Here is a 20,249-nt window from a genome sequence, read left to right as displayed (position 1 = left end):
ACCCCGATGAACCTGTCCCCGCGTCAACACTGGATCGGCGTGCTCGCCCGCGCCTTTCGCAGTGAATTGCTGCCCCATGAAGACGCCTTGCGCGACGTGGATTACCAACTGATCCGCGCCCCGGAAATCGGCATGACCCTGGTGCGTGGCCGCATGGGCGGCAATGGCGCGCCGTTCAACCTCGGCGAAATGAGCGTGACCCGCTGCGTGGTGCGCCTGGCAGACGGGCGCACCGGCTACAGCTACCTGGCCGGGCGCGACAAGGTCCATGCCGAACTGGCGGCCCTGGCGGATGCGCATTTGCAGGGCGCACACCCGAGCCCCTGGCTCAGCGACCTGATCGGCGCACTGGCCAACGCCCAGGCCGAGCGCCGGGCGCAAAAAGAGGCCGACACCGCCGCCACCAAGGTCGAGTTCTTCACCCTGGTTCGAGGAGAAAACTGATGAATGCCCAACGCTTGCAACCGGCCTTTGTAGACCCGGTGCTGGACGCCCAGCGCGGTTTTCGCGGGGCCCTCAAGGCCCTCGCCGAGCCCGGCCTGATCCAGTCCTTGCCCGCGGCCCCCAGCCTTGAAGGCCTGGCGCCCGCTACCTATGCGCTGTGCCTGGCGCTGCTGGATATGGACACACCGCTCTGGCTGGCGCCGTGCTTCGACACGCCGCTGATCCGCGCCAACCTGTCCTTCCACTGCGGCTGCCCGCTGACCGCCAACCGGGAAGAGGCCGCGTTCGCCTTGCTCGGTGAACAGGACTTGCTCGACCTCAGCGGCTTCGACCACGGCAATGACCGCTACCCGGATCAGTCCTGCACCTTGCTGGTCCAGTTGACCGACCTGGAAGCCGGTCGCGCCTTGAACTGGCGCGGTCCGGGGATCAAGACCCAGCGTCAGGTCAACCTGCCGGTGCCTCAAGCATTCTGGCTGGAACGTCAACGCCGCGAGACGTTTCCCCGTGGCCTGGACGTGTTGTTCGCCGCCGGCCATCACCTGATCGGCCTGCCACGCAGCACCCGAATTCCACAGGAGCATGCCTGATGTACGTAGCCGTCAAGGGTGGCGAACAGGCCATCGACAATGCCCACCGCCTGCTGGCGAAAAAACGCCGGGGCGATACTTCCATTGCGGAACTGAGCGTGGAGCAGATCCGCGAGCAACTGCCGCTGGCGGTCGCGCGAGTGATGAGCGAAGGCTCGCTGTACGACACGGAGTTGGCTGCACTGGCGATCAAGCAAGCGGCGGGGGATCTGGTGGAAGCGATCTTCCTGCTGCGGGCCTACCGCACCACGTTGCCGCGCTTCAGCCCGAGCCTGCCGATCGATACCGCGCAGATGTCACTGAGTCGGCGTTTGTCGGCCACCTTCAAGGACGTGCCGGGCGGGCAACTGCTGGGCCCGACCTTCGATTACACCCACCGCCTGCTGGACTTTGCGCTGCTGGCCGAAGGTGAATACCCCGGCCCGCAAACCACGCCGGATGCCACTCTGGAAGCGTGCCCGCGGGTACTCGGCCTGCTGGCCAAGGAAGGGCTGATCAAGAACGAATCCGACGACACCGGCAGCGTCGCCGACATCACCCGCGACCCGCTGGAATACCCGGCCAACCGCGCCCAGCGCCTGCAAGCCCTGGCCCGTGGCGACGAAGGTTTCCTGCTGGCACTGGGATACTCGACCCAACGTGGTTACGGCCGCAACCACCCGTTCGCCGGCGAGATTCGCATCGGCGATGTGGAGGTGTGGATCGACCCGGAAGAGCTGGGTTTCCCGATCTGCCTGGGCAGCATCGAAGTCACCGAGTGCGAGATGGTCAACCAGTTCGTCGGCTCGGCCACCGAGCTGGCGCAGTTCACCCGGGGCTACGGCCTGGCATTCGGGCATGCCGAGCGCAAGGCGATGGGCATGGCCCTGGTGGACCGCTCGCTGCGGGCCAATGAGTTCAACGAAGAGATCGTCTCGCCGGCCCAGCAGGAAGAATTCGTGCTGTCCCACTGCGACAACGTCGAGGCGGCGGGCTTCGTTTCCCACCTCAAATTGCCTCACTACGTGGACTTCCAGTCCGAGCTGGAACTGATCCGCAAACTGCGCCAACCGGCCGAGGGCACCCGCCATGAATGACCTGACTCAAGCGCCTGCGCGTGACCCGGCGTACAACTTCGCCTACCTCGACGAGCAGACCAAACGCATGATCCGCCGCGCCTTGCTCAAGGCCGTGGCGATCCCCGGTTACCAGGTGCCGTTCGGTGGCCGCGAGATGCCGCTGCCTTACGGTTGGGGCACCGGCGGCATGCAACTGACCGCCGCGATCCTGGGGGCTGACGACGTGCTCAAGGTGATCGACCAGGGCGCCGACGACACCACCAACGCCGTGTCGATCCGCCGCTTCTTCGCCCGTACGGCGGGCGTCGCCACCACCGAAAGCACCCCGGACGCCACGGTGATCCAGACCCGCCACCGCATCCCGGAAACCCCGTTGCAGGCCGATCAGATCATGGTCTACCAGGTGCCGATCCCGGAGCCGCTGCGTTTTATCGAACCGTCGGAAACCGAGACCCGCACCATGCACGCCCTGAATGACTACGGGGTGATGCACGTAAAGCTCTACGAGGACATCGCCACCTTCGGCCATATCGCCACCAGCTACGCCTACCCGGTGATGGTGGATGAGCGCTACGTGATGGACCCCTCGCCGATCCCGAAATTCGACAACCCGAAACTCGACATGAGCCCGGCGCTGATGCTGTTCGGTGCCGGTCGCGAAAAGCGCCTGTACGCGGTGCCGCCGTACACCCAGGTCACCAGCCTCGACTTTGAAGACCATCCGTTCGAAGTGCAGAAGTGGGAACACACCTGCGCGATCTGCGGCAGCCATGAATCGTTCCTCGATGAGCTGATTCTCGACGACGCCGGTACCCAGAGTTTTGTGTGTTCCGACACCTGGTACTGCGCCCAACGGGTCAAGGAGAACAACCAGTGAGCCAGCCTCTTTTGCAAGTGCGTGACCTGTCGTTGTTGTACGGGGAAGAGAAGGGCTGCCAGGACGTCAGCTTCGATTTGTACCCCGGTGAAGTGTTGGGGATTGTTGGTGAGTCGGGCTCAGGCAAGTCCACCTTGCTCTCGCTGCTCAGCGGGCGTCTGCCACCGCAGGCCGGCCACATCGGCTATCGCGGCAAGGACGGTGAATGGCTGGATCTGTACAGCGCCAGCGAAGCCGAACGCCGCACCTTGCTGCGCACCGAATGGGGCTTTGTCGAGCAAAACCCACGGGACGGTTTGCGCATGGGGGTCTCTGCCGGCGCCAATATCGGCGAGCGCCTGATGGCCCAGGGCGTGCGCAACTATGAGCAACTGCGTGGCGCCGGCCTCGACTGGCTGGGCCAGGTGGAAATCGACCCGCAGCGTATCGACGACTTGCCCCGGACCTTCTCCGGCGGCATGCAACAACGCCTGCAAATCGCCCGCAACCTGGTCTCCAGCCCGCGCCTTGTGTTTATGGACGAACCCACCGGCGGCCTGGACGTGTCGGTACAGGCGCGCTTGCTCGACCTGCTGCGCGGCCTCGTTCGCGAGCTGGATCTGGCGGTGGTGATCGTGACCCACGACCTCGCCGTGGCGCGCCTGCTGGCCGACCGCCTGATGGTGATGCGCCGTTCCCGCGTGGTGGAAACCGGGCTGACGGACCAGATCCTCGACGATCCACAGCACCCTTACTCTCAACTGCTGGTGTCTTCGGTATTGCAGCCATGATGAATGCCTTGATCGAGGTCCGTGACCTCTCGAAAACCTTCACCTTGCACCAGCAGAACGGCGTGGTGCTGAACGTGCTGCGCGGGGTGGAGTTCAGTGTGAAAGGCGGTGAGTGCCTGGTGCTGCATGGCCAGTCCGGCGCCGGTAAAAGCACGTTGCTGCGCACCCTGTACGGTAACTATCTGCCGGCGGGCGGCAGCATCCGGGTACAGCACCTTGGCGAATGGCTGGAGCTGGTTGGTGCCGAGCCGCGTGAGGTGTTGCAGGTGCGCCAGCAGACCCTGGGCTACGTCAGCCAGTTTCTGCGGGTGATCCCGCGGGTGGCCTGCCTGGATGTGGTGATGGAGCCCGCCCTGGCCCGTGGCTGGTCGAAGGCCAATGCACAGTCGCGCGCCGAGCATCTGCTGACCCGCCTGAATATCCCGCAACGCCTGTGGCAGCTGGCGCCCGGTACGTTCTCCGGCGGCGAGCAACAGCGGGTCAACATCGCCCGCGGCTTCATGGTGGATTGGCCGGTGATGCTGCTGGACGAACCCACCGCGTCCCTCGACGACAGCAACCGCCAGGTGGTGCTGGAACTGATGAACGAAGCCAAGGCTGCCGGCGCGGCCTTGATCGGCATCTTCCACGACCGCGCCGCCCGTGAAGCGGTCGCAGACCGCCATTTCGACATGACCCCAGCGCCTGTTGCCCAAGAGGAATACGCCCATGCCCGCTGAACAGATCCTCAGTAATGCCCGGCTGGTGACGGCTGATCGCATGTTCCTTGGCAGCATCGTGCTGCGTGACGGGCTGATCGTCGACATCGCCGAAGGCCGCAGCCAACTGCCCCAGGCCCAGGACCTTGACGGGGATTTCCTGTTGCCGGGCCTGGTGGAACTGCACACCGACAACCTGGAAAAACACATGACCCCGCGCCCCGGCGTGGACTGGCCGTCGACCTCGGCGGTGCTCAGCCATGATGCGCAGATCATCGCGGCCGGCATCACCACGGTGTTCGACGCGGTGTCCATCGGCGACGTGAACCCCAAGGGCAACCGCATGCAGAAACTGCCGGCGATGCTCAATGCCATCGCGGCAGCAGAAAGCGCCGGCCTGACCCGCGCCGAACACCACCTGCACCTGCGCTGCGAGCTGTGCCACCCCGACACCCTGAGCGTGTTCCGCGACCTGGTGGAAAACCCGTTGGTGCAGTTGGTGTCAGTGATGGACCACTCGCCGGGCCAGCGCCAGTTCGTGCTTGAATCCAAGTACCGTGAGTACTACATGGGCAAGTACCACCTGAACGACGAGACCATGGACGCGTTCATCAAGCTGCAAATGGCCAACTCCAGGGAGTACAGCGACCGCTACCGCGCCGCGATCGTCGAGCATTGCCTGGAACGCGGCCTGTCGGTGGCCAGCCATGACGATGCGACCCTGGCTCACGTCGAGGAGTCGGCGCGCTACGGCATGACCATCGCCGAATTCCCCACCACCCTGGAAGCCGCCCGTGGCTGCCGGCAACTGAACATGAAAGTTCTGATGGGCGCGCCGAACGTGGTGCGTGGCGGGTCCCACTCGGGTAATGTGGCCGCCGCCGGCCTGGCCGCCGAAGGATTGCTGGATATACTTTCCAGTGACTACTACCCGGCCAGCCTGTTGCAGGCGGCGTTCGTGCTGGCCGATCAACAGGATGGCGGCGATCTGTCGCGGGCAATCAGGATGATCAGCCTGGCGCCCGCGCACGCGGCGGGCCTCAGCGATCGCGGCGAAATCGCCACGGGTCTGCGGGCCGACCTGGTGCAAGCCAGGAGCCGCGACGGACTGCCCGTGGTCCAACAAGTGTGGCGACAAGCGAAGAGGGTGTTTTGATGGCAGGCAGGTTGATCTATCTCATCGGACCATCGGGTTCGGGCAAGGACAGCCTGCTGGATGCCGCACGACCGCGTCTGGCCGAGCGTGGCTGCCGCATTGTGCGGCGGGTCATCACCCGCTCGGCGGAAGCGGTGGGCGAAGCCGCGCAGGGTGTGAGCCCGGCGCAGTTTGCCGCAATGGAGGCCGAGGGCGCATTTGCCCTCAGCTGGCACGCCAACGGGTTGTCCTATGGCATCCCACGGGAAATCGATGAGTGGCTGGCGGCGGGGCACGATGTGCTGGTCAACGGCTCCCGCGGCCATCTGGCGCAAACCCGGCTGCGTTACCCGAACCTGCTGGTGGTGCTGCTGACGGTAGACCAAGGGGTGTTGCGCCAGCGCTTGTTGGCGCGGGGTCGCGAATCCCTGGCGGATATTGATCTGCGCCTGGCGCGCAATGCGCGATTCGCCGAGGGTTTGAGCGCTGCTGCAGATGTGTTCCTGCTCGACAATTCCGGCCACCTGGAACACACGGTCGAGCGCTTGCTGGGCTGCCTCGACGGGCAACCCGCATGCGCCTGACACTGCTGGGCACCGGCGATGCGCGGCAAGTGCCGGTGTATGGCTGTGAGTGCGCCGCCTGTGGCCTGGCCCGCCATGACCAGAGCCTGCGCCGCCGCCCATGCAGCGCATTGATCGAGTGTGGCGACCAGCGCTGGTTGATCGACAGCGGGTTGCCCGACCTCACCGAGCGCTTCCCGCCGCGCAGCTTCAACGGGATTCTCCAGACCCATTACCATGCCGATCATGCCCAGGGTCTGCTGCATCTGCGCTGGGGCCAGGGGCTGGTGATTCCGGTGCATGGGCCGGTGGATCCGGAAGGGTTGTCCGACCTGTACAAACACCCCGGCATCCTCGATTTCAGCCAGCCGTTTGCCGAGTTTGAAACCCGCCGGTTGGGTGAACTGAGCGTCACCGCGTTACCGCTGCTGCATTCCAAGCCCACCCTGGGGTATCTGCTGGAAGGTGAAGGGCGGCGCATTGCCTACCTTACCGACACCGTCGGCCTGCCACCCGCCACCCGCGATTGGCTGCAACGCGAGCCGCTGGATGTGCTGGTACTCGATTGCTCCATGCCGCCGCAGCCGCAGGCACCGCGCAATCACAATGACCTGACGCTGGCATTGCAGTGTATTGAGGAGGTGGGTGCGCAGTTGGGGGTGCTGACCCATGTGGGGCATACGCTGGATGCGTGGTTGTTGCAGCATCGGCGGGAGCTGCCGCGGCATGTGACGGTGGGCTGGGATGGGCGGGTGATTTAGCGTGGGAAGTTATGTCAAGCGGTGAGGTCCTGATCGCCGGTGGATTTGGATGAAAAGTTTGAGTGGATGTATCTTTGTTGATGCCGGTTTGGAGTATTCATATTGGCGGCATTGTGTAGATTTTTGTTTTTTTTCTGATAAACCAAGGCGCTGCCGCAACGGCTGGTGTGTGTTCAGTTGTTGAAATTGCAAGTAATTTATTGAGTTTCTTAGCGGGTGTTTCATCGCTTTTAAGTGTTTCGATGAGAACTAAATAAGCGCTGTCCCGTGCTTTCCATGCATGGGAGCTTAATGGCTGATGCCGATTGTTCCGGCTCGTCTATTAATTAATAAAGAGTGCTCTTTCTCATGAACGTTTTTGACGCGATCTCCATCAGGCCCATGCTTCAAAACTTGCCGGAGTCTGACCCCGGTCCGACTGGCTTCGGCGCGAAAGCCAAGCCGACCTACACCACGGATCAGGCCGGCAAGCAGATCTCGCGGGACAACCTGCGGTTTCACGATCGTAACGGCGACATGAAAGTTGATCTGTCCTACACCGTCGACCCCAGTTTCACCGCGCAGCAGCAACAACGCGTTCGTCAAGCGGTGCAGTCCTGGCAGGATGTTGCCAACATTAACCTCAAGGAGCAGGCAGATGGGGCAGACGGCACGGTAAACATTAAAAACAACCCTCGCGGTGACCGTGGTGTTGCCACATCACCTACACGCTCCAACACCAGCACGACCGCGACGATAGGCACGCTGAAAGCAGGGAGCAGACCTGGCCTGGGCAGCCACTTTTCGGTGACCGCGGTACATGAAATCGGGCACGCCATCGGCCTGCAGCATCCAGGCAACTACAATGGTGGCGGCTCTGCCTACAACAGTGGCGCGGTCTATGCCGGGGATACCAAGGCGCGCAGCGTCATGAGCTACTGGTCGGAGAAAAACCAGGCCGGCCACGACTTTCAGTCTTCGAATCCATCCGCGCCAATGATGGACGACATCGCGGCAGCGCAGCGGTTGTATGGGGCCAATCACCAAACCCGCAATACCGACACCACGTATGGTTTCAACTCCAACACCGAGCGGGAGGCGATGACGCTCAAGAGCGCCACGGACAAACCCGTTTTTTGCGTATGGGACGGCGGCGGTGACGATACGTTGGACTTTTCAGGGTTCTCACAGAACCAGAAGATCAACCTCAATGCCGAGTCGTTCTCTGACGTGGGCGGCTTGAAGGGCAATGTCTCGATTGCCAAGGGGTGCACAATTGAAAACGCAACAGGTGGGGCCGGTCGCGACACCCTGATCGGTAACGAGGCGGGCAATCGACTCAAAGGTGGAGCAGGGGCTGATACGTTGCGCGGTGGCGGCGGAGCGGACATGTTTATCTACGACAAGGCCAGTGATTCCACGCCTCAGGATCCTGACTTGATCGAGGACTTTACCAGCGGTACCGACAAGATCGACCTGTCGGGCGCATTGAAAGAAGCCGGGGTGGGCACCCTGGTGTTCACGGACCGATTCACGGGGCGCGCTGGCGAGGCCTTGCTCAAGTACGACGCCGCCACGGGCCGGTCAAGCCTTGAAGTTGACCTGAACGGCAGTGGCAAAGCCGAGTTGTTGATCAACAGTGTTGGCCAGATCAAGTCGACGGATGTGCAGTGGGCGGGGGCGACGCCTGGGTTCAAGCCGGTGCCATTACCCATGCCAAATGTAGTACCGTCCCCGGCGCCGCCCCCTGAGCCTGATTCGAAAACGACCACGCTTGCAGTGTTGAACGAGATGATCGCCAAGACATTGTCGACGTTGCTGCAGCTATTGAAAGGTCTGCTTCAACAGCCGGGCGCCCCTGGGTAACCGCCAGAGTGAAGGCAGAGTCTGGCCCTGTTTCCAGTGCCTGACTCTCAGCCATCAGCACCACGTGGTGCAGCAGCCGGATGTGTAGCAGATTGTTTTCATGCCCGGGTTAGGGCGATGGTTAATTGTAGGTTTATATGTCTCCGGTTTTCTTCGTATCGCATATTGAATGCAGAGCTGGCCTGATCTGAAACTTCTGAATATAAATATAGTGCGCTTGAAAAATTGGCGATGTGTTTCTGGCTGTTTGGATATTTAAATTGAAACGTTCGTAGGGGTGACATTCGGTTTTTTCATGTGAGATTTTAAGGCGGCTGTTAAGTGAAACAGTCGCGTTGAAAGTCTGTTTCCTGATGAATCAAAGTCTCAACTAAAAGGATGTTGTTTGTATGAGAGTCACTGCTTCTTTCGTTAGTCCGCCTGTATCAAGTCATGAGCTATCTACGTTGAATGCGGCCACTACCAGTGATGGCGCAACCTCAAAAAAAACCTTCACCACGGATGATGCTGCAAAGCAGATCCTGCGAGAGGGTTCGAGGCATTACGATCGTAATGGCGATAACAAAATTGAGCTTTCCTTCACCCTTGACGATCAATTCTCTGTGCAACAGAAAGCGTCCTTGCGCAAAGCCCTGACGTCTTGGCAGGACGTGACAAATATTGTCTTCAAGGAGGGGGCGCCAGGTCCGGATGGTTCAATAACCATCAAGGCCAATCCCGATGACAATGGCGGGGTGTCTGGGCTGCCTAATCGCTGGTACGGTGATATGAGCACTACGGTTGGAACGAAAGGCGCTTCTGATGCCCCACGGCATGGCGATGTTTTTTTATCAACGGCCATACATGAGTTGGGACATGCCCTGGGGCTTGGCCACCCTGGGGACTATGGTGAAAGTGTGCACTCTTATGCAGATGCCCTATACACGCAGGACACCAGAGCCCACAGCGTGATGAGTTACTGGCGAGAAACCAATCATACGGGCCATGACTTCAAATCGCGCGAACCTTCAACGCCAATGAAAGATGATATTGCTGCCGTACAGAAACTCTACGGGGCCAATCTCAATATTCGGAATACCGATACTACTTATGGCTTTGAATCCAATACTGACCGTGACCACTTCAGCCTTGAGTCCTCGAAGGACGCCCCGATATTTTCGGTATGGGACGGGGGCGGGAATGACACGCTGAACTTTTCGCTATTTTCCCAGAACCAGAAGATCAACCTGAATGCGGAGTCGTTTTCCAATGTGGGTGGCTTGAAGGGTAATGTGTCTATCGCCAAGGGCGTTGTCATTGAAAATGCCACAGGTGGCTCAGGTGACGATGAGCTCATAGGGAATGAGGCCGGCAACCGGCTCAAGGGTGGAGCGGGTTCAGACAGGTTGACAGGCGGCGCAGGCGCGGACGTGTTTGCTTACGATAGAGCGAGTGACTCGACACTCACCAGGCCTGACGAAATCCTGGATTTCACCAGCGGCACAGACAAGATCGACCTTTCGGGCTTATTGAAAAATACCTCAATCAAGCATTTCAACATTGTTGAGCGGTTTACGGGGCGTGCTGGCGAGATTGTCCTGAGCCATGACCCGCGCAGCGGAAACGGTAGTCTGGGTCTCGACACCACTGGCAGGGGCAAAGCGGATTTTCTGATTAAGAGCGTGGGTGGCATTCAGGCAAGTGACATAGTCACTGGCGGGGCACACGAACCTGGAGTTTCCAAGCCGGAGCCCCAACCAGAGCCCAAGCCAGAACCTCAACCGGACCCGAATCCGGAACCTTTTCCTGCTCCGCACGATACTGTCTATGGCTTCAACTCCAACACCGGTGATCCCTTCCTTAGCCTGCATTCCCAGAGTGGCGCTCCCAGGTTCCTGGTGAGGGACAAAGGTGGCGATGACACCCTGGACTTTTCGGGCTTCCGGCAGAACCAGACCATCGACTTGCGCGAGGGCGCAGCCTCCAGCGTAGGCGGCTTGCGCAATAACGTTGGTATAGCCAAAGGTGTCACCGTGGAGAATGCGATTGGCGGCTCAGGCCGTGACACGCTCATAGGCAATACGGTGGATAACGTTCTCACCGGCGGGGCAGGTGGAGATACGCTCTGGGGTGTGGGCGGTAGAAACACGTTCAGGTATGAGAAGGCCAGCGACTCGGCCTATGACGACGCTGACCTGATCATGGATTTCACCAGTGGCCAAGACACAATTGATCTGACGGGTTTAATGACAGAAGTCGGAACGCCCTTGCGGCTGGTGGATAGCTACACGGGCCGTATTGGAGATACCGTCGTCAAATACAACCAGCAGAGCGGGCGTTACTTTGTGGGCATCGACTTACTGGGACGGCGTCAGACAAACTTCCTGCTTAAAAGCACACGCTTGATCCGGCCAGAGGACGTGATCGGTCTGTCTACTCACCTGCGCTGAAAAGCAACGCGCCAGGGCGCTCGCCATCCTCCTGGAGGGGATACCGCCCATAAATCCCTGGGCGGTAATTTCCAATCAGTCAGCAAGCCCTTGACCTCGTCACTCGTCATTTCTGGCGGATGCGGCGTTGGAGCCGTTGATGCGGTTGTAAGGTGGGTCAGGCAGTCGCCACCGCCCCTTGCCGCGAGGCGCTCAAGAAGCGCAGCAACGCCACCAGCGGGAATGCGCTGCCCACCAGCATCACCCCCAGCCAGCCGCCGTGTTCGTACACGCTGCTGGCAATCGCCGAGCCGAAGGCGCCGCCGATGAAGATGCTGGTCATGTACAGCGCGTTCAGTCGGCTACGGCTGTTGGCGTCGAGGGCGTAGATGGCGCGCTGGCCAAGGACCATGTTCATCTGCACGCAGAAGTCCAGGACCACGCCGGTCACCGCCAGGCCGATCACGCTGTACAGCGGGTGCACGAAGGCCGGCAGGAAGCTCAGTGCGGCAAACAGCATCGCCAGCAGCGAAGCGCGGTGGGTGTGGCCGGCGTCCGCCAGGCGCCCGGCGATGGGTGCGGCGATGGCGCCCAGGGCACCGACCAGGGCAAACAGGGCGATCTGGCTTTGGCTCAGGCCGTGGTTGCGGGACAGTTCCAGCGGGGCGGCGGTCCAGAACAGGCTGAAGGTGGCGAACATGCAGCCCTGGTAAAACGCGCGCTGGCGCAGCACCGGCTGGCGGCGCAGCAGGGTGCCCAGCGAGGCGAGCAACTGGCCATAGCTGGCCGCGTGATCCGGTTGGCGCTTGGGGATGGTCAGCATCAGCACCACGCTGATAAACGCCATCAGTGCCGCAGCGGCCATGAACATGGCGCGCCAGCCGAAGTGGTCGGCCACCACGCTGGACACCGGTCGCGCCAGCAGGATACCCAGCAGCAGGCCACCCATGATGCTGCCGACCACCCGGCCACGGGATTCAGCCGGCGCCAGGTGCGCCGCCAGCGGAATCAGGATCTGTACCGACACCGAGCTGAAGCCGATCAGCAGCGACACCAGCAGGAACAGGTTCGGCTGTTCGGTGAACGCCGCACCCAGCAGGCTGGCGATGGCCACCACGGTGGTGATGATCATCAGCCGGCGGTTTTCCAGCAGGTCGCCCAACGGCACCAGGAAGAACAGGCCCAGGGCATAGCCGATCTGGGTCAGGGACACGATCAGGCTGGCCATGGCCGGCGTGAGGCCGATGTCCGGGGCGATCAGCTCGATGATCGGTTGCGCGTAGTAGATGTTGGCGACGATGGCGCCGCAACAGAACGCAAACAGCATCACCATGCCTCGGGTCATCGTGCTTGTAGCGGGGGGCGTGGCGTTCATGGCGTTCTCATAAAAGCGAAGGATTGTGGCGAGCGAGGATAAAGACTGGCCCCGGGCGCGAGTAGCCTGTCTGTGGTGATAACACTCATGCCGGGAATTAATGACTGAAACGTTAACTTTCGCGCTGAAGGTCGATGATACATTCAGTCACAACTGCATAAACAGGAAATCGACTGCCATGAAGACGACATTCAACAAGATGCTCCTGGCCTCCAGCCTGGCCGCGCTGATGACCGTGGGCGTTGCCCAGGCCGCAGATGCCCCGCGTGTCGGCGTGCGGGGTGCGATTACCGCGATGGACGGCGACGCGATGCACGTCAAGGTCAACAGCGGTGAAGACGTCACCGTGCACCTGACCAAGGACACGCAGGTGCGTGCGGTCACCCTGGCAAAAATCGAAGACATCAAGCCCGGCAGTTACATCGGTTCGGCGGCCATGCCCAACGCGGATGGCACCCTGACGGCGCTGGAAGTGCATGTATTCCCACCGGCGATGGCCGGTACAGGCGATGGGCACCGTGCGTTCGACCTGAAGGAAGGCAGCAGCATGACCAACGGCACCGTGGGTGACCTGGTGGTGAGCAATGGCCGCACGTTGACCGTCAAGTACAAGGGCGGCGAGCAGAAGATCGTGGTGCCGGATGATGTGCCGATCGTCAACCTGGAGCCGGGTGATCGCAGCTTGCTGAAGCCTGGGGTGAAGGTGGTGATGTTTGCGGCGAAGGGCGCGGACGGGAGCGTGACGGCCCAGGCGATTTCCGCGGGTAAGGATGGCGTGACACCGCCGATGTAACGGCTGTAGATAGATCGTTCCCACGCTCCGCGTGGGAATACATCCAGTGACGCTCTGCGTCCCCAGCACGGTCCAGGTCTTGCGGCGCGACCTGGACGCGGAGCGTCCTATGATGCATTCCCACGCGGAGCGTGGGAACGATCCGCGCGTGGGAACGATCAGCGATCAGGGTGCGGATTACTGCCCGGAGTAGATCTGGTCAAAAACCCCGCCATCATTGAAGTGGGTCTTCTGCACGGTGCGCCAGTCGCCAAAGGTCTTCTCTACCGACAGGAAGTCGACTTTCGGGAAACGGTCGGTGTACTTGGCCAGCACTTTCGGGTCACGTGGACGCAGGTAGTTGTTGGCGGCAATTTCCTGGCCTTCCGGCGACCACAGGTACTTCAGGTATTCTTCGGCAGCCACTTTGGTGCCTTTCTTCTCGACCACTTTGTCGACGATCGACACTGGCGGCTCAGCTTCTGCGGAAACGCTCGGGTAGATCACTTCGAACTGATCACGGCCGAATTCACGGGCGATCATTTCTGCTTCGTTCTCAAAGGTCACCAGCACGTCGCCGATCTGGTTGGTCATGAACGTGGTGGTAGCGGCACGGCCACCGGTGTCCAGCACGGGTGCGTGCTTGAACAGGTCACCCACGAACTTCTTGGCCTTCTCTTCGTCGCCACCGTTTTTCAGCACATAACCCCAGGCCGAGAGGTAGGTGTAGCGGCCGTTACCGGAGGTCTTCGGGTTCGGCACGATGACTTGCACGCCATCCTTGAGCAGGTCCGGCCAGTCTTTCAGGGCTTTCGGGTTGCCTTTGCGCACGATGAACACCGTGGCCGAAGTGAACGGCGCACTGTTGTTCGGCAGGCGGGTAACCCAGTTGTCCGGCACCAGTTTGCCGTTGTCCGCCAGGGCGTTGATGTCGGTGGCCATGTTCATGGTGATCACGTCAGCCGGCAGGCCGTCGATCACCGAGCGCGCTTGTTTGCTCGAACCACCGAAGGACATCTGCAGGGTCAGCTTGTCGTTTGGATGCTCGGCGGCCCAGTGCTTCTGGAAGGCGGCGTTGTAGTCCTTGTAGAAGTCACGCATCACGTCATAGGAGACGTTGAGCAGGGTGACCGGGGCGGCCTGGACGACGCCAGCCAGTGCGAGGCCGGCGGCCAGGAGAGAGGCACTAACGAGTTTTTTCACTGCTCATTCCTTGTTGTTCGAGAAGGTTTTTGAAACGCATGGGGGCAATATGCCAGCGACTATAACGGGGGGGCGCATAGTCGCTTAAAGATTAAAAAGAACTTTGCTTATTCCAGTTTCTTGAAAAGCGCGCTGCCACACCGTGAGCAAAACGCTGCATTGGGCTCATGGCTGTTTTTCTTGCACACCGGGCAATCCGTTTGCAATTGCTCACCGCGCATGGCGTTGGCCAGTTCGGCGGTGAAGATCCCGGTGGGCACCGCGATGATCGAATAACCGGTGATCATCACCAGCGACGAAATCACCTGGCCCAGCGGGGTCTTCGGCACGATATCGCCAAAACCCACGGTGGTCAGTGTCACGATTGCCCAATAGATGCCCTTGGGAATACTGGTAAAGCCGTGCTCCGGGCCTTCGATCACGTACATCAAGGTGCCGAACACCGTGACCAGGGTGCAGACGCTGACCAGGAACACCACGATCTTCTGCTTGCTGCCCCGCAGCGCCGACATCAGGTAGTTGGCCTGCTTGAGGTACGGGCCGAGCTTGAGCACGCGGAAAATCCGCAGCATCCGGATGATTCGGATAATCAGCAGGTACTGCGCGTCGCTGTAGTACAGCGCGAGGATCCCGGGCACGATCGCCAGCAAATCCACCAGCCCATAAAAGCTGAAGGCATAGCGCAACGGCTTGGGCGAGCAATACAGCCGCAGGCCGTATTCGATGGCGAAGATGATGGTGAAGCCCCACTCGATATAGGCCAGCACGTTGGCGTAGTTGTCGTGGACTGCCTGGATGCTGTCGAGGATCACGATCACCAGGCTGGCCAGGATGATCAGCAACAGGGTGCTGTCGAAGCGTCGGCCGGCCGGGGTGTCACTTTGGAAAACCATGACGTAGAGACGCTCACGCCAGTGCTTGTTGCTGTCCATGGAAGTCGCCTGAATCGAAGATCAGCGAAGCCTAGGGGGATTCGAAGGGGCTGTCCATGCGGGTTTTCTGCATCACCCGCTGACTGGCGCGCACCAGCCAGGTGGCGAGGATAAACGGCGCGGTCAGCGCGGGCAGGTTCAGGCCGGTGAAGCCGGGCGTGAGGATGATCGCCAGCAGGATGCCGATCAGCGGCAGCCAGGGTTGGCGACGATACTGGCTGAGGGCCAGGGCGGCCAGCGCCGGGTTATAGCTGTGCAGGCCGAGCAGGGCGCTGGCGGGCTCGTCCATCAACAGGGCGATCAACACGCCGAGGCTCGCGCCGGTCAGCGCCCACAAGGCCGCGCGGCGGCTGGCTATTAAAAGGCCGAGGGCGATCAGCAGGCCGGCGAGGGGGTGGTCCATCAGGATGACTTGGGCCAGACCTGTGAACGGCGCGCAGATTAGCGCCCAGGTGCCGGGTTCGCTGGCGGCAAATGCGGCGGGCGCGGTGGTGCCCAGCAGCAGCCAGCCGAGTACCACAAACGGTGCGGTGTAGGCGGGCAGGTCATCGGGGTTGGCGGCGCGTTTGAGCCACTGGCGAGTGAGGATTGCGCTGAGGCCACCGCAGGCGAGAATCAACGGCGGCAGCAGTGCCGACCAGCTGAAGTGCTGGCTGATCAGCAAGCCGAGCAGCACGCCGTTGTAGCTATAGAGACCGGCCTGGCGTTCGGCCTTGGGATAGCCGCGGCGTTGGGCGGTCAGCAAGCCGGCGACACCGCCCAGCAGCGCGCCGCCGAGCAGGGCCGGGGCGCCGACCAGGATCGCCAGCAGGCAGAGCAGGCCACACAGCGGGTGGCGCTGCAGGAATATCTGGCTGAAGCCGTTGAGCAGGGCTTCGGCCCAGTCGGGGCAGGGTTGGTTGGGCATGATCAATAATCTGCAGGAAAGCGCCGAATCTTGTGGCGAGGGAGCTTGCTCCCGCTGGGGCGCGCAGCGGCCCCAAAARATGGGCCTGCTGCGCAGTCCAGCGGGAGCAAGCTCCCTCGCCACAGGTTATGGGCTACTCAGGTAGTGTGTACCTCACATCGCCGCCCGCAACGAGCGCGGTGAAAGCCCGTAATGCGACTTAAACCTCACCGCAAACCGCGACGCCGACGCATACCCGCACGCACTGGAAATCTCCCCGATGGAATCCCTGGAGGTTTGCAGCTGTTGCAACGCCGCCCCCAGCCGAACATTTTCCAGGATGGTCCTGAAGCTTGCATCCTCATTGGCCAGCTGCCGACGCAACGTCGACTCCCCCAGATTCAACTGCTGCGCGACCGTGGCAACGGTCCAGTCCCTGGACAGGTTGCTGCCGATCAACCGCTGCACGCGCTCACTCAAGGGGTCGTTGCGATCCATCAGCAACGGTCCCGCCTGGCCGGCCAGGCACAGACAGAGCAACACGGCCTCGCCATAGTGGGTGCACAGGGCCGCCGGGGCGCCGGTGCTCAGTGCGGTCAGCAGTTGGTCCCAGGCTTGTCGGGTCTGTTTGTCCAGGCGTACGCACAGGTCGGCATGCATGCTGCCCTTGAACTGCGCGCCATACCGGGCAACGAAGTTACGCAACACCGTCACCGGAAACGACACCACATCAGCGATGTAGTCACCCTGGGCACCGGGAAAGTTGGTCACCCCAAGCTCGCGGCCCGCCGGCAGTAGAATCAGGTGCTGTGGGCCGGCACGCATTTCGCGCTCATCCCACTGCATCAGTTTTTGCCCCTGTCGCACGCGGCACAGGGCGGTCATGAAGATCGGCACGCGTTGCAGGGTATGGTGTTGCCGGGCCCTGATCACGCAGCTTTCGATGATGCTTTCCCGGTGCCGCAGACCTTCGTGAACATCCATCGTGACTAGCGTCCGTAAGGGGCCGTGATTGTGGCCTTGGCCAAGCTGTTGGCATTGAGCATGTAGCCGACCAGGGCGCCGCTGGATTGATTGTCGATCGGCAGGGTGTCGACTTTCAACGCCCACACGGTGAATTGATAGCGATGCGGTTTATCACCCACGGGCGGGCAGGCGCCGCCGAAGCCGGGTTGGCCGTAGTCCGTGCGGCCTTGCACCGCCCCGGCTGGCAGGTGGGTGCCCACGTTACTCGGCAGGCTGGAGACGGTGACGGGCAGGTTCACCACCGTCCAGTGCCACCAGCCGCTGCCGGTCGGGGCGTCGGGATCGTAGACGGTGATGGCGAAGCTTTTGGTACCCGCCGGGGCGTTGGCCCAGGACAGGGCAGGGGAGGTGTTGCCGCCGCTGCAGCCGAAGCCGTTGAATTCCTGCAGGTGCGTCAGCGGGCGTTGGTCGGCAATGTCCGGGCTGCTGAGTGAGAAGCTGGCGGCGTGTCCGCTGGCGACCATGATCAGGGTGATCGCGGGGGCAAGTGCTTTGAGTTTCATTGCGGTGATGTCCAGGCGTGGTTTGAGCCTTGATCCTAAACAGCGCAGGGGCACTGCACTGCGCCGAAGCGCTCGATGATTGTGCCGAAACGCTCTGCCCACTAAGGCTGAACCCTCAGCGTCCGGATGATGAACGCATGCAGGCTATTGACCGCCTTGGAACCGCGGGACGCCCGGCTACGCAGAATCGAAACCTCCATGGGCTCAATGCTGCCCAAACCGTGCTCGTCACCGAGTACCTGAAGCGAATCCTGCACGGTGCATTGAGTGATCGCGGCAATCGCGAGCCCGCCCTCGACGGCGGCCACCTGGCCGGCAAGGCTGGAGCTGTTGTACACCACCTTGAATTCGCGCCCTTGCTGGGTGAGTGCGTTCACCGCATACCGCCGGGCGAGGCTTGCGCTTTCGTAGACGGCGATGGGGATCGGGTCGCGCCGCCACAGTTCGAACTGGGGTGAGCCTACCCACACCATGGGCTCCTTGAACAGGAAGGTGCCGCTTTGGGGCGAGTCCCGAGACACCAGCGCCAGGTCAAGATCGCCGCTGCGCAACTGCGGGATCAGCGTGGTCGACTGTTCACAGGTCAGTTCGATTTCCACACCGGCGTAGCGCGGCGAATAGCGCTTGAGCAGCGGCGTGAGGTACCGGGCCGCGTAGTCTTCGGCAACGCCAAGGCGGATGCGCCCGGTCAGCTCTTCACCGTGAAACGCCGCCTGGGTTTCAGCGTGCAGGGCGAGCATGCGCCGGGCGTAGCTCAGCAGCGTCTGGCCATCGGCAGTCAGTTGCAGGTGCCTCGGGCCGCGACTCAAGAGCTGTCGTCCAAGGGCGGCTTCGAGTTTCTTCATCTGCATGCTGACGGCGGACTGCGAGCGGTTGACCTCGTGGGCGGCGCCAGACAACGAGCCGGCATCCACCACGGCCACAAAGCATTTGAGCCAATCGAGTTGCAAATCGCTGGCGGGCATCGCGCTGACCTCTATTCGTTAATCGAATGGCTAAGGCCTGAATTATGCGCTTTTCATGGACGCTTGTTCACCCGCAATATTCTGCCTTGAACCAACACCTTCTGGATCGGATCCATGCCCTTTGATACCTGGTTGCTTTACCTGGTTACCTGCTTCGGCATCTCGGTGGTGCCAGGGCCCAATGCGTTATTGGCGCTGACCCACGGTGCGCTTCACGGCAGCCGCAAAACGCTGTTCACCATCAGCGGTGGCGTGCTCGGTTTTGCGATTGTGCTGGCGCTGTGTGCGTTGGGGTTGGGTGCGCTGATCCAGGCGTCGGCCAGCCTATTCACGGCCTTGAAGGTGGCGGGTGGGCTGTACCTGATCTGGCTGGGCTTCGGGCTGTGGCGGGCGGCACCGGTCAGCCTTGAGGCGACCGGAACTACCAGCTCGCGGAGCTGGCCGCTGTTCCGCCAAGGGCTGGTATCGGCGATCTCAAACCCCAAGGCCTTGCTGCTGTTCACCGCGTTTATTCCACCGTTCCTGGACCCGCACCGGAGCATCGTTGCGCAAACGCTCACCATCGCCCTGACCTACGCCGTGGTGGAGTTCATCGTCGAGTACCTGGTGGCCAGCGCCGCGCACCGGGTACGGCCCTGGCTGGCGCGAACCGGGCGCCGATTCAATAAAGTCTGTGGCGGTTTTTTTGTGCTGTTCGGGTTGGCCCTGCCTATCCATGCCTGAGGGCACATCCCCGCGGCTTAGGGATGTTCGATCACCATCACCGCCGTGGTATCCGCCTCAAGTGCTTCGAACACATGGGGCGCATTCGCCAGGTAGCTGATGTAGTCGCCGGCGTGCAGCAGCACAGGCGCACCGGCCGGGCCGATATTCGCGCTGCCGCTGCACAGCAGCACGTGCTCGACGGTGCCGGCAGGGTGGGGCTGAGACAGGCGCGCTTCGCCCGGCTGTACCTTTAGCCGGTAGATATCGCGACGCACGCCCGCCGGGCAATCCGCAAGCAGTGTGGCCGCGTAGTGGCCGGTTTCGGTATAGGTGGTCAGGCCCTCGTTGGCGCGAATTACCCGCAGGTGTTGCTGGGGTTGTTCGAAGAACCGGGTCACCTGCAAGCCCATCGCCGTGGCCAACGACCACAGGGTCTCGATGCTGGGGTTGCCGATGCCGGACTCCAGCTGGGACAAGGTCGACTTCGCCACGCCTGCGCGTTTTGCCAGTTCAGTCAATGAAAGCCCCGCGGCCTGGCGTTCGCGCTTGATCGACAGGGCCAGCAGGTCGATTCGGCTTGGATTGAGATTGTTCGTTATGTCGGTCATTTGTTCTTCAAATCATCCATAAATGGGTTGACGCTTTGTCGCCGGGTGTTCAGCATAGCAATCATTCGTTCATTATAAAAACCGAGTGTCGAATGATCTGGTGCGTGTTCCACCTCTGCGATTAT

The 20,249-nt window shown here is 61.6% G+C and carries 21 protein-coding genes; 13 read left to right on the top strand and 8 right to left on the bottom strand.

The annotated features are described in order from the left end of the window. Positions 1–6 precede the first annotated feature (6 nt). The 11 genes from phnG to A462_RS17875 all read left to right on the top strand — a co-directional run bounded on the left by phnG (position 7) and on the right by A462_RS17875 (position 11,170). On the top strand, positions 7–444 hold the full coding sequence (gene phnG / locus A462_RS17825) for a phosphonate C-P lyase system protein PhnG (RefSeq protein WP_003210619.1): 438 nt from the start codon (positions 7–9) through the stop codon (positions 442–444). Continuing rightward, a complete protein-coding gene (gene phnH / locus A462_RS17830) occupies positions 444–1,034 on the top strand; it encodes a phosphonate C-P lyase system protein PhnH (RefSeq protein WP_008434769.1) in 591 nt (196 codons plus the stop codon). The genes phnG and phnH overlap by 1 nt, the downstream gene beginning before the upstream one ends. After that, entirely contained in the window at positions 1,034–2,110 is a 1,077-nt protein-coding gene (locus tag A462_RS17835) for a carbon-phosphorus lyase complex subunit PhnI (RefSeq protein ID WP_008434767.1), read from the top strand. Before phnH ends, A462_RS17835 begins: the two co-directional genes overlap by 1 nt. Next, positions 2,103–2,969, top strand: a complete 867-nt coding sequence (locus tag A462_RS17840) for an alpha-D-ribose 1-methylphosphonate 5-phosphate C-P-lyase PhnJ (RefSeq protein ID WP_008434764.1) — start codon at positions 2,103–2,105, stop codon at positions 2,967–2,969. The genes A462_RS17835 and A462_RS17840 overlap by 8 nt, the downstream gene beginning before the upstream one ends. After that, a complete protein-coding gene (gene phnK / locus A462_RS17845; protein WP_085984643.1) occupies positions 2,930–3,739 on the top strand; it encodes a phosphonate C-P lyase system protein PhnK in 810 nt (269 codons plus the stop codon). Before A462_RS17840 ends, phnK begins: the two co-directional genes overlap by 40 nt. Continuing rightward, entirely contained in the window at positions 3,739–4,458 is a 720-nt protein-coding gene (phnL, locus tag A462_RS17850; protein ID WP_008434762.1) for a phosphonate C-P lyase system protein PhnL, read from the top strand. The genes phnK and phnL overlap by 1 nt, the downstream gene beginning before the upstream one ends. Next, positions 4,448–5,593, top strand: coding sequence for an alpha-D-ribose 1-methylphosphonate 5-triphosphate diphosphatase (locus tag A462_RS17855; protein WP_008434759.1), 1,146 nt, complete (start codon positions 4,448–4,450; stop codon positions 5,591–5,593). The genes phnL and A462_RS17855 overlap by 11 nt, the downstream gene beginning before the upstream one ends. After that, positions 5,593–6,156: a phosphonate metabolism protein/1,5-bisphosphokinase (PRPP-forming) PhnN gene (gene phnN / locus A462_RS17860; RefSeq protein ID WP_003210611.1), complete on the top strand. Its 564-nt coding sequence runs from the start codon at positions 5,593–5,595 to the stop codon at positions 6,154–6,156. Before A462_RS17855 ends, phnN begins: the two co-directional genes overlap by 1 nt. Continuing rightward, positions 6,147–6,896, top strand: coding sequence for a phosphonate metabolism protein PhnP (gene phnP, locus A462_RS17865; protein ID WP_003210610.1), 750 nt, complete (start codon positions 6,147–6,149; stop codon positions 6,894–6,896). Before phnN ends, phnP begins: the two co-directional genes overlap by 10 nt. A 348-nt stretch (positions 6,897–7,244) precedes the next feature. Next, positions 7,245–8,741 carry a M10 family metallopeptidase C-terminal domain-containing protein gene (locus tag A462_RS17870; RefSeq protein ID WP_008434756.1) on the top strand — a complete coding sequence of 499 codons (1,497 nt, stop codon included), beginning with the start codon at positions 7,245–7,247 and terminating at the stop codon, positions 8,739–8,741. A 446-nt stretch (positions 8,742–9,187) separates the two neighbouring features. Next, complete coding sequence (locus A462_RS17875; protein ID WP_008434752.1) at positions 9,188–11,170, top strand: M10 family metallopeptidase C-terminal domain-containing protein; 1,983 nt, start codon at positions 9,188–9,190, stop codon at positions 11,168–11,170. Between the two features lie 157 nt (positions 11,171–11,327). On the opposite strand, the gene A462_RS17880 is transcribed toward A462_RS17875, so the two are convergent. Next, positions 11,328–12,524, bottom strand: coding sequence for an MFS transporter (locus tag A462_RS17880; protein ID WP_032899318.1), 1,197 nt, complete (start codon positions 12,522–12,524; stop codon positions 11,328–11,330). 178 nt (positions 12,525–12,702) lie between these two features. On the opposite strand from A462_RS17880, the gene A462_RS17885 reads away from it, so the two are divergent. Further along, positions 12,703–13,317: a DUF5666 domain-containing protein gene (locus tag A462_RS17885; RefSeq protein ID WP_008434747.1), complete on the top strand. Its 615-nt coding sequence runs from the start codon at positions 12,703–12,705 to the stop codon at positions 13,315–13,317. 177 nt (positions 13,318–13,494) lie between these two features. Here A462_RS17885 and A462_RS17890 read toward each other — a convergent pair whose 3' ends face one another. The 6 genes from A462_RS17890 to A462_RS17915 form a co-directional block, all read right to left on the bottom strand. Then, on the bottom strand, positions 13,495–14,499 hold the full coding sequence (locus A462_RS17890) for a sulfate ABC transporter substrate-binding protein (protein WP_003210600.1): 1,005 nt from the start codon (positions 14,497–14,499) through the stop codon (positions 13,495–13,497). Between the two features lie 107 nt (positions 14,500–14,606). Beyond that, a complete protein-coding gene (locus A462_RS17895) occupies positions 14,607–15,431 on the bottom strand; it encodes an ion transporter (protein WP_008434745.1) in 825 nt (274 codons plus the stop codon). A 31-nt stretch (positions 15,432–15,462) separates the two neighbouring features. After that, positions 15,463–16,338, bottom strand: a complete 876-nt coding sequence (locus A462_RS17900) for an urea transporter (RefSeq protein ID WP_008434742.1) — start codon at positions 16,336–16,338, stop codon at positions 15,463–15,465. A 153-nt stretch (positions 16,339–16,491) separates the two neighbouring features. Continuing rightward, positions 16,492–17,301: a helix-turn-helix transcriptional regulator gene (locus A462_RS17905; RefSeq protein ID WP_008434741.1), complete on the bottom strand. Its 810-nt coding sequence runs from the start codon at positions 17,299–17,301 to the stop codon at positions 16,492–16,494. Positions 17,302–17,306: 5 nt separating this feature from the next. Continuing rightward, positions 17,307–17,846 (bottom strand): kinase inhibitor, encoded by a 540-nt coding sequence (locus A462_RS17910; protein WP_008434739.1) that lies wholly within the window; start codon positions 17,844–17,846, stop codon positions 17,307–17,309. A gap of 101 nt (positions 17,847–17,947) precedes the next feature. Next, positions 17,948–18,811, bottom strand: a complete 864-nt coding sequence (locus A462_RS17915) for a LysR family transcriptional regulator (RefSeq protein ID WP_008434736.1) — start codon at positions 18,809–18,811, stop codon at positions 17,948–17,950. Positions 18,812–18,925: 114 nt separating this feature from the next. Between A462_RS17915 and A462_RS17920 the strand changes: the two genes are divergently transcribed. Beyond that, positions 18,926–19,534, top strand: a complete 609-nt coding sequence (locus tag A462_RS17920; protein WP_003215589.1) for a LysE family translocator — start codon at positions 18,926–18,928, stop codon at positions 19,532–19,534. A 17-nt stretch (positions 19,535–19,551) separates the two neighbouring features. Here the strand turns inward: A462_RS17920 and A462_RS17925 are convergent, their stop codons facing one another. Beyond that, positions 19,552–20,124 carry a helix-turn-helix domain-containing protein gene (locus tag A462_RS17925; protein WP_008434733.1) on the bottom strand — a complete coding sequence of 191 codons (573 nt, stop codon included), beginning with the start codon at positions 20,122–20,124 and terminating at the stop codon, positions 19,552–19,554. Positions 20,125–20,249 lie beyond the last annotated feature (125 nt).

This window comes from Pseudomonas sp. Ag1 (assembly GCF_000278565.1).
Taxonomy (GTDB): Bacteria; Pseudomonadota; Gammaproteobacteria; order Pseudomonadales; family Pseudomonadaceae; genus Aquipseudomonas.
The sequence above is the reverse complement of the archived record's forward strand: the minus strand, read 5'-3'. Positions and strand labels throughout refer to the sequence as shown.

What these genes read in the sequence shown, in the direction of transcription:
- phnG (WP_003210619.1), top strand. Translation starts at nt 7, where the DNA reads ATGAACCTGTCCCCGCGTCAACACTGGATCGGCGTGCTCGCCCGCGCC.
- phnH (WP_008434769.1), top strand. Translation starts at nt 444, where the DNA reads ATGAATGCCCAACGCTTGCAACCGGCCTTTGTAGACCCGGTGCTGGAC.
- A462_RS17835 (WP_008434767.1), top strand. Translation starts at nt 1,034, where the DNA reads ATGTACGTAGCCGTCAAGGGTGGCGAACAGGCCATCGACAATGCCCAC.
- A462_RS17840 (WP_008434764.1), top strand. Translation starts at nt 2,103, where the DNA reads ATGAATGACCTGACTCAAGCGCCTGCGCGTGACCCGGCGTACAACTTC.
- phnL (WP_008434762.1), top strand. Translation starts at nt 3,739, where the DNA reads ATGAATGCCTTGATCGAGGTCCGTGACCTCTCGAAAACCTTCACCTTG.
- A462_RS17855 (WP_008434759.1), top strand. Translation starts at nt 4,448, where the DNA reads ATGCCCGCTGAACAGATCCTCAGTAATGCCCGGCTGGTGACGGCTGAT.
- phnN (WP_003210611.1), top strand. Translation starts at nt 5,593, where the DNA reads ATGGCAGGCAGGTTGATCTATCTCATCGGACCATCGGGTTCGGGCAAG.
- phnP (WP_003210610.1), top strand. Translation starts at nt 6,147, where the DNA reads ATGCGCCTGACACTGCTGGGCACCGGCGATGCGCGGCAAGTGCCGGTG.
- A462_RS17870 (WP_008434756.1), top strand. Translation starts at nt 7,245, where the DNA reads ATGAACGTTTTTGACGCGATCTCCATCAGGCCCATGCTTCAAAACTTG.
- A462_RS17880 (WP_032899318.1), bottom strand. Translation starts at nt 12,524, where the DNA reads ATGAACGCCACGCCCCCCGCTACAAGCACGATGACCCGAGGCATGGTG.
- A462_RS17885 (WP_008434747.1), top strand. Translation starts at nt 12,703, where the DNA reads ATGAAGACGACATTCAACAAGATGCTCCTGGCCTCCAGCCTGGCCGCG.
- A462_RS17895 (WP_008434745.1), bottom strand. Translation starts at nt 15,431, where the DNA reads ATGGACAGCAACAAGCACTGGCGTGAGCGTCTCTACGTCATGGTTTTC.
- A462_RS17900 (WP_008434742.1), bottom strand. Translation starts at nt 16,338, where the DNA reads ATGCCCAACCAACCCTGCCCCGACTGGGCCGAAGCCCTGCTCAACGGC.
- A462_RS17905 (WP_008434741.1), bottom strand. Translation starts at nt 17,301, where the DNA reads ATGGATGTTCACGAAGGTCTGCGGCACCGGGAAAGCATCATCGAAAGC.
- A462_RS17910 (WP_008434739.1), bottom strand. Translation starts at nt 17,846, where the DNA reads ATGAAACTCAAAGCACTTGCCCCCGCGATCACCCTGATCATGGTCGCC.
- A462_RS17915 (WP_008434736.1), bottom strand. Translation starts at nt 18,811, where the DNA reads ATGCCCGCCAGCGATTTGCAACTCGATTGGCTCAAATGCTTTGTGGCC.
- A462_RS17920 (WP_003215589.1), top strand. Translation starts at nt 18,926, where the DNA reads ATGCCCTTTGATACCTGGTTGCTTTACCTGGTTACCTGCTTCGGCATC.
- A462_RS17925 (WP_008434733.1), bottom strand. Translation starts at nt 20,124, where the DNA reads ATGACCGACATAACGAACAATCTCAATCCAAGCCGAATCGACCTGCTG.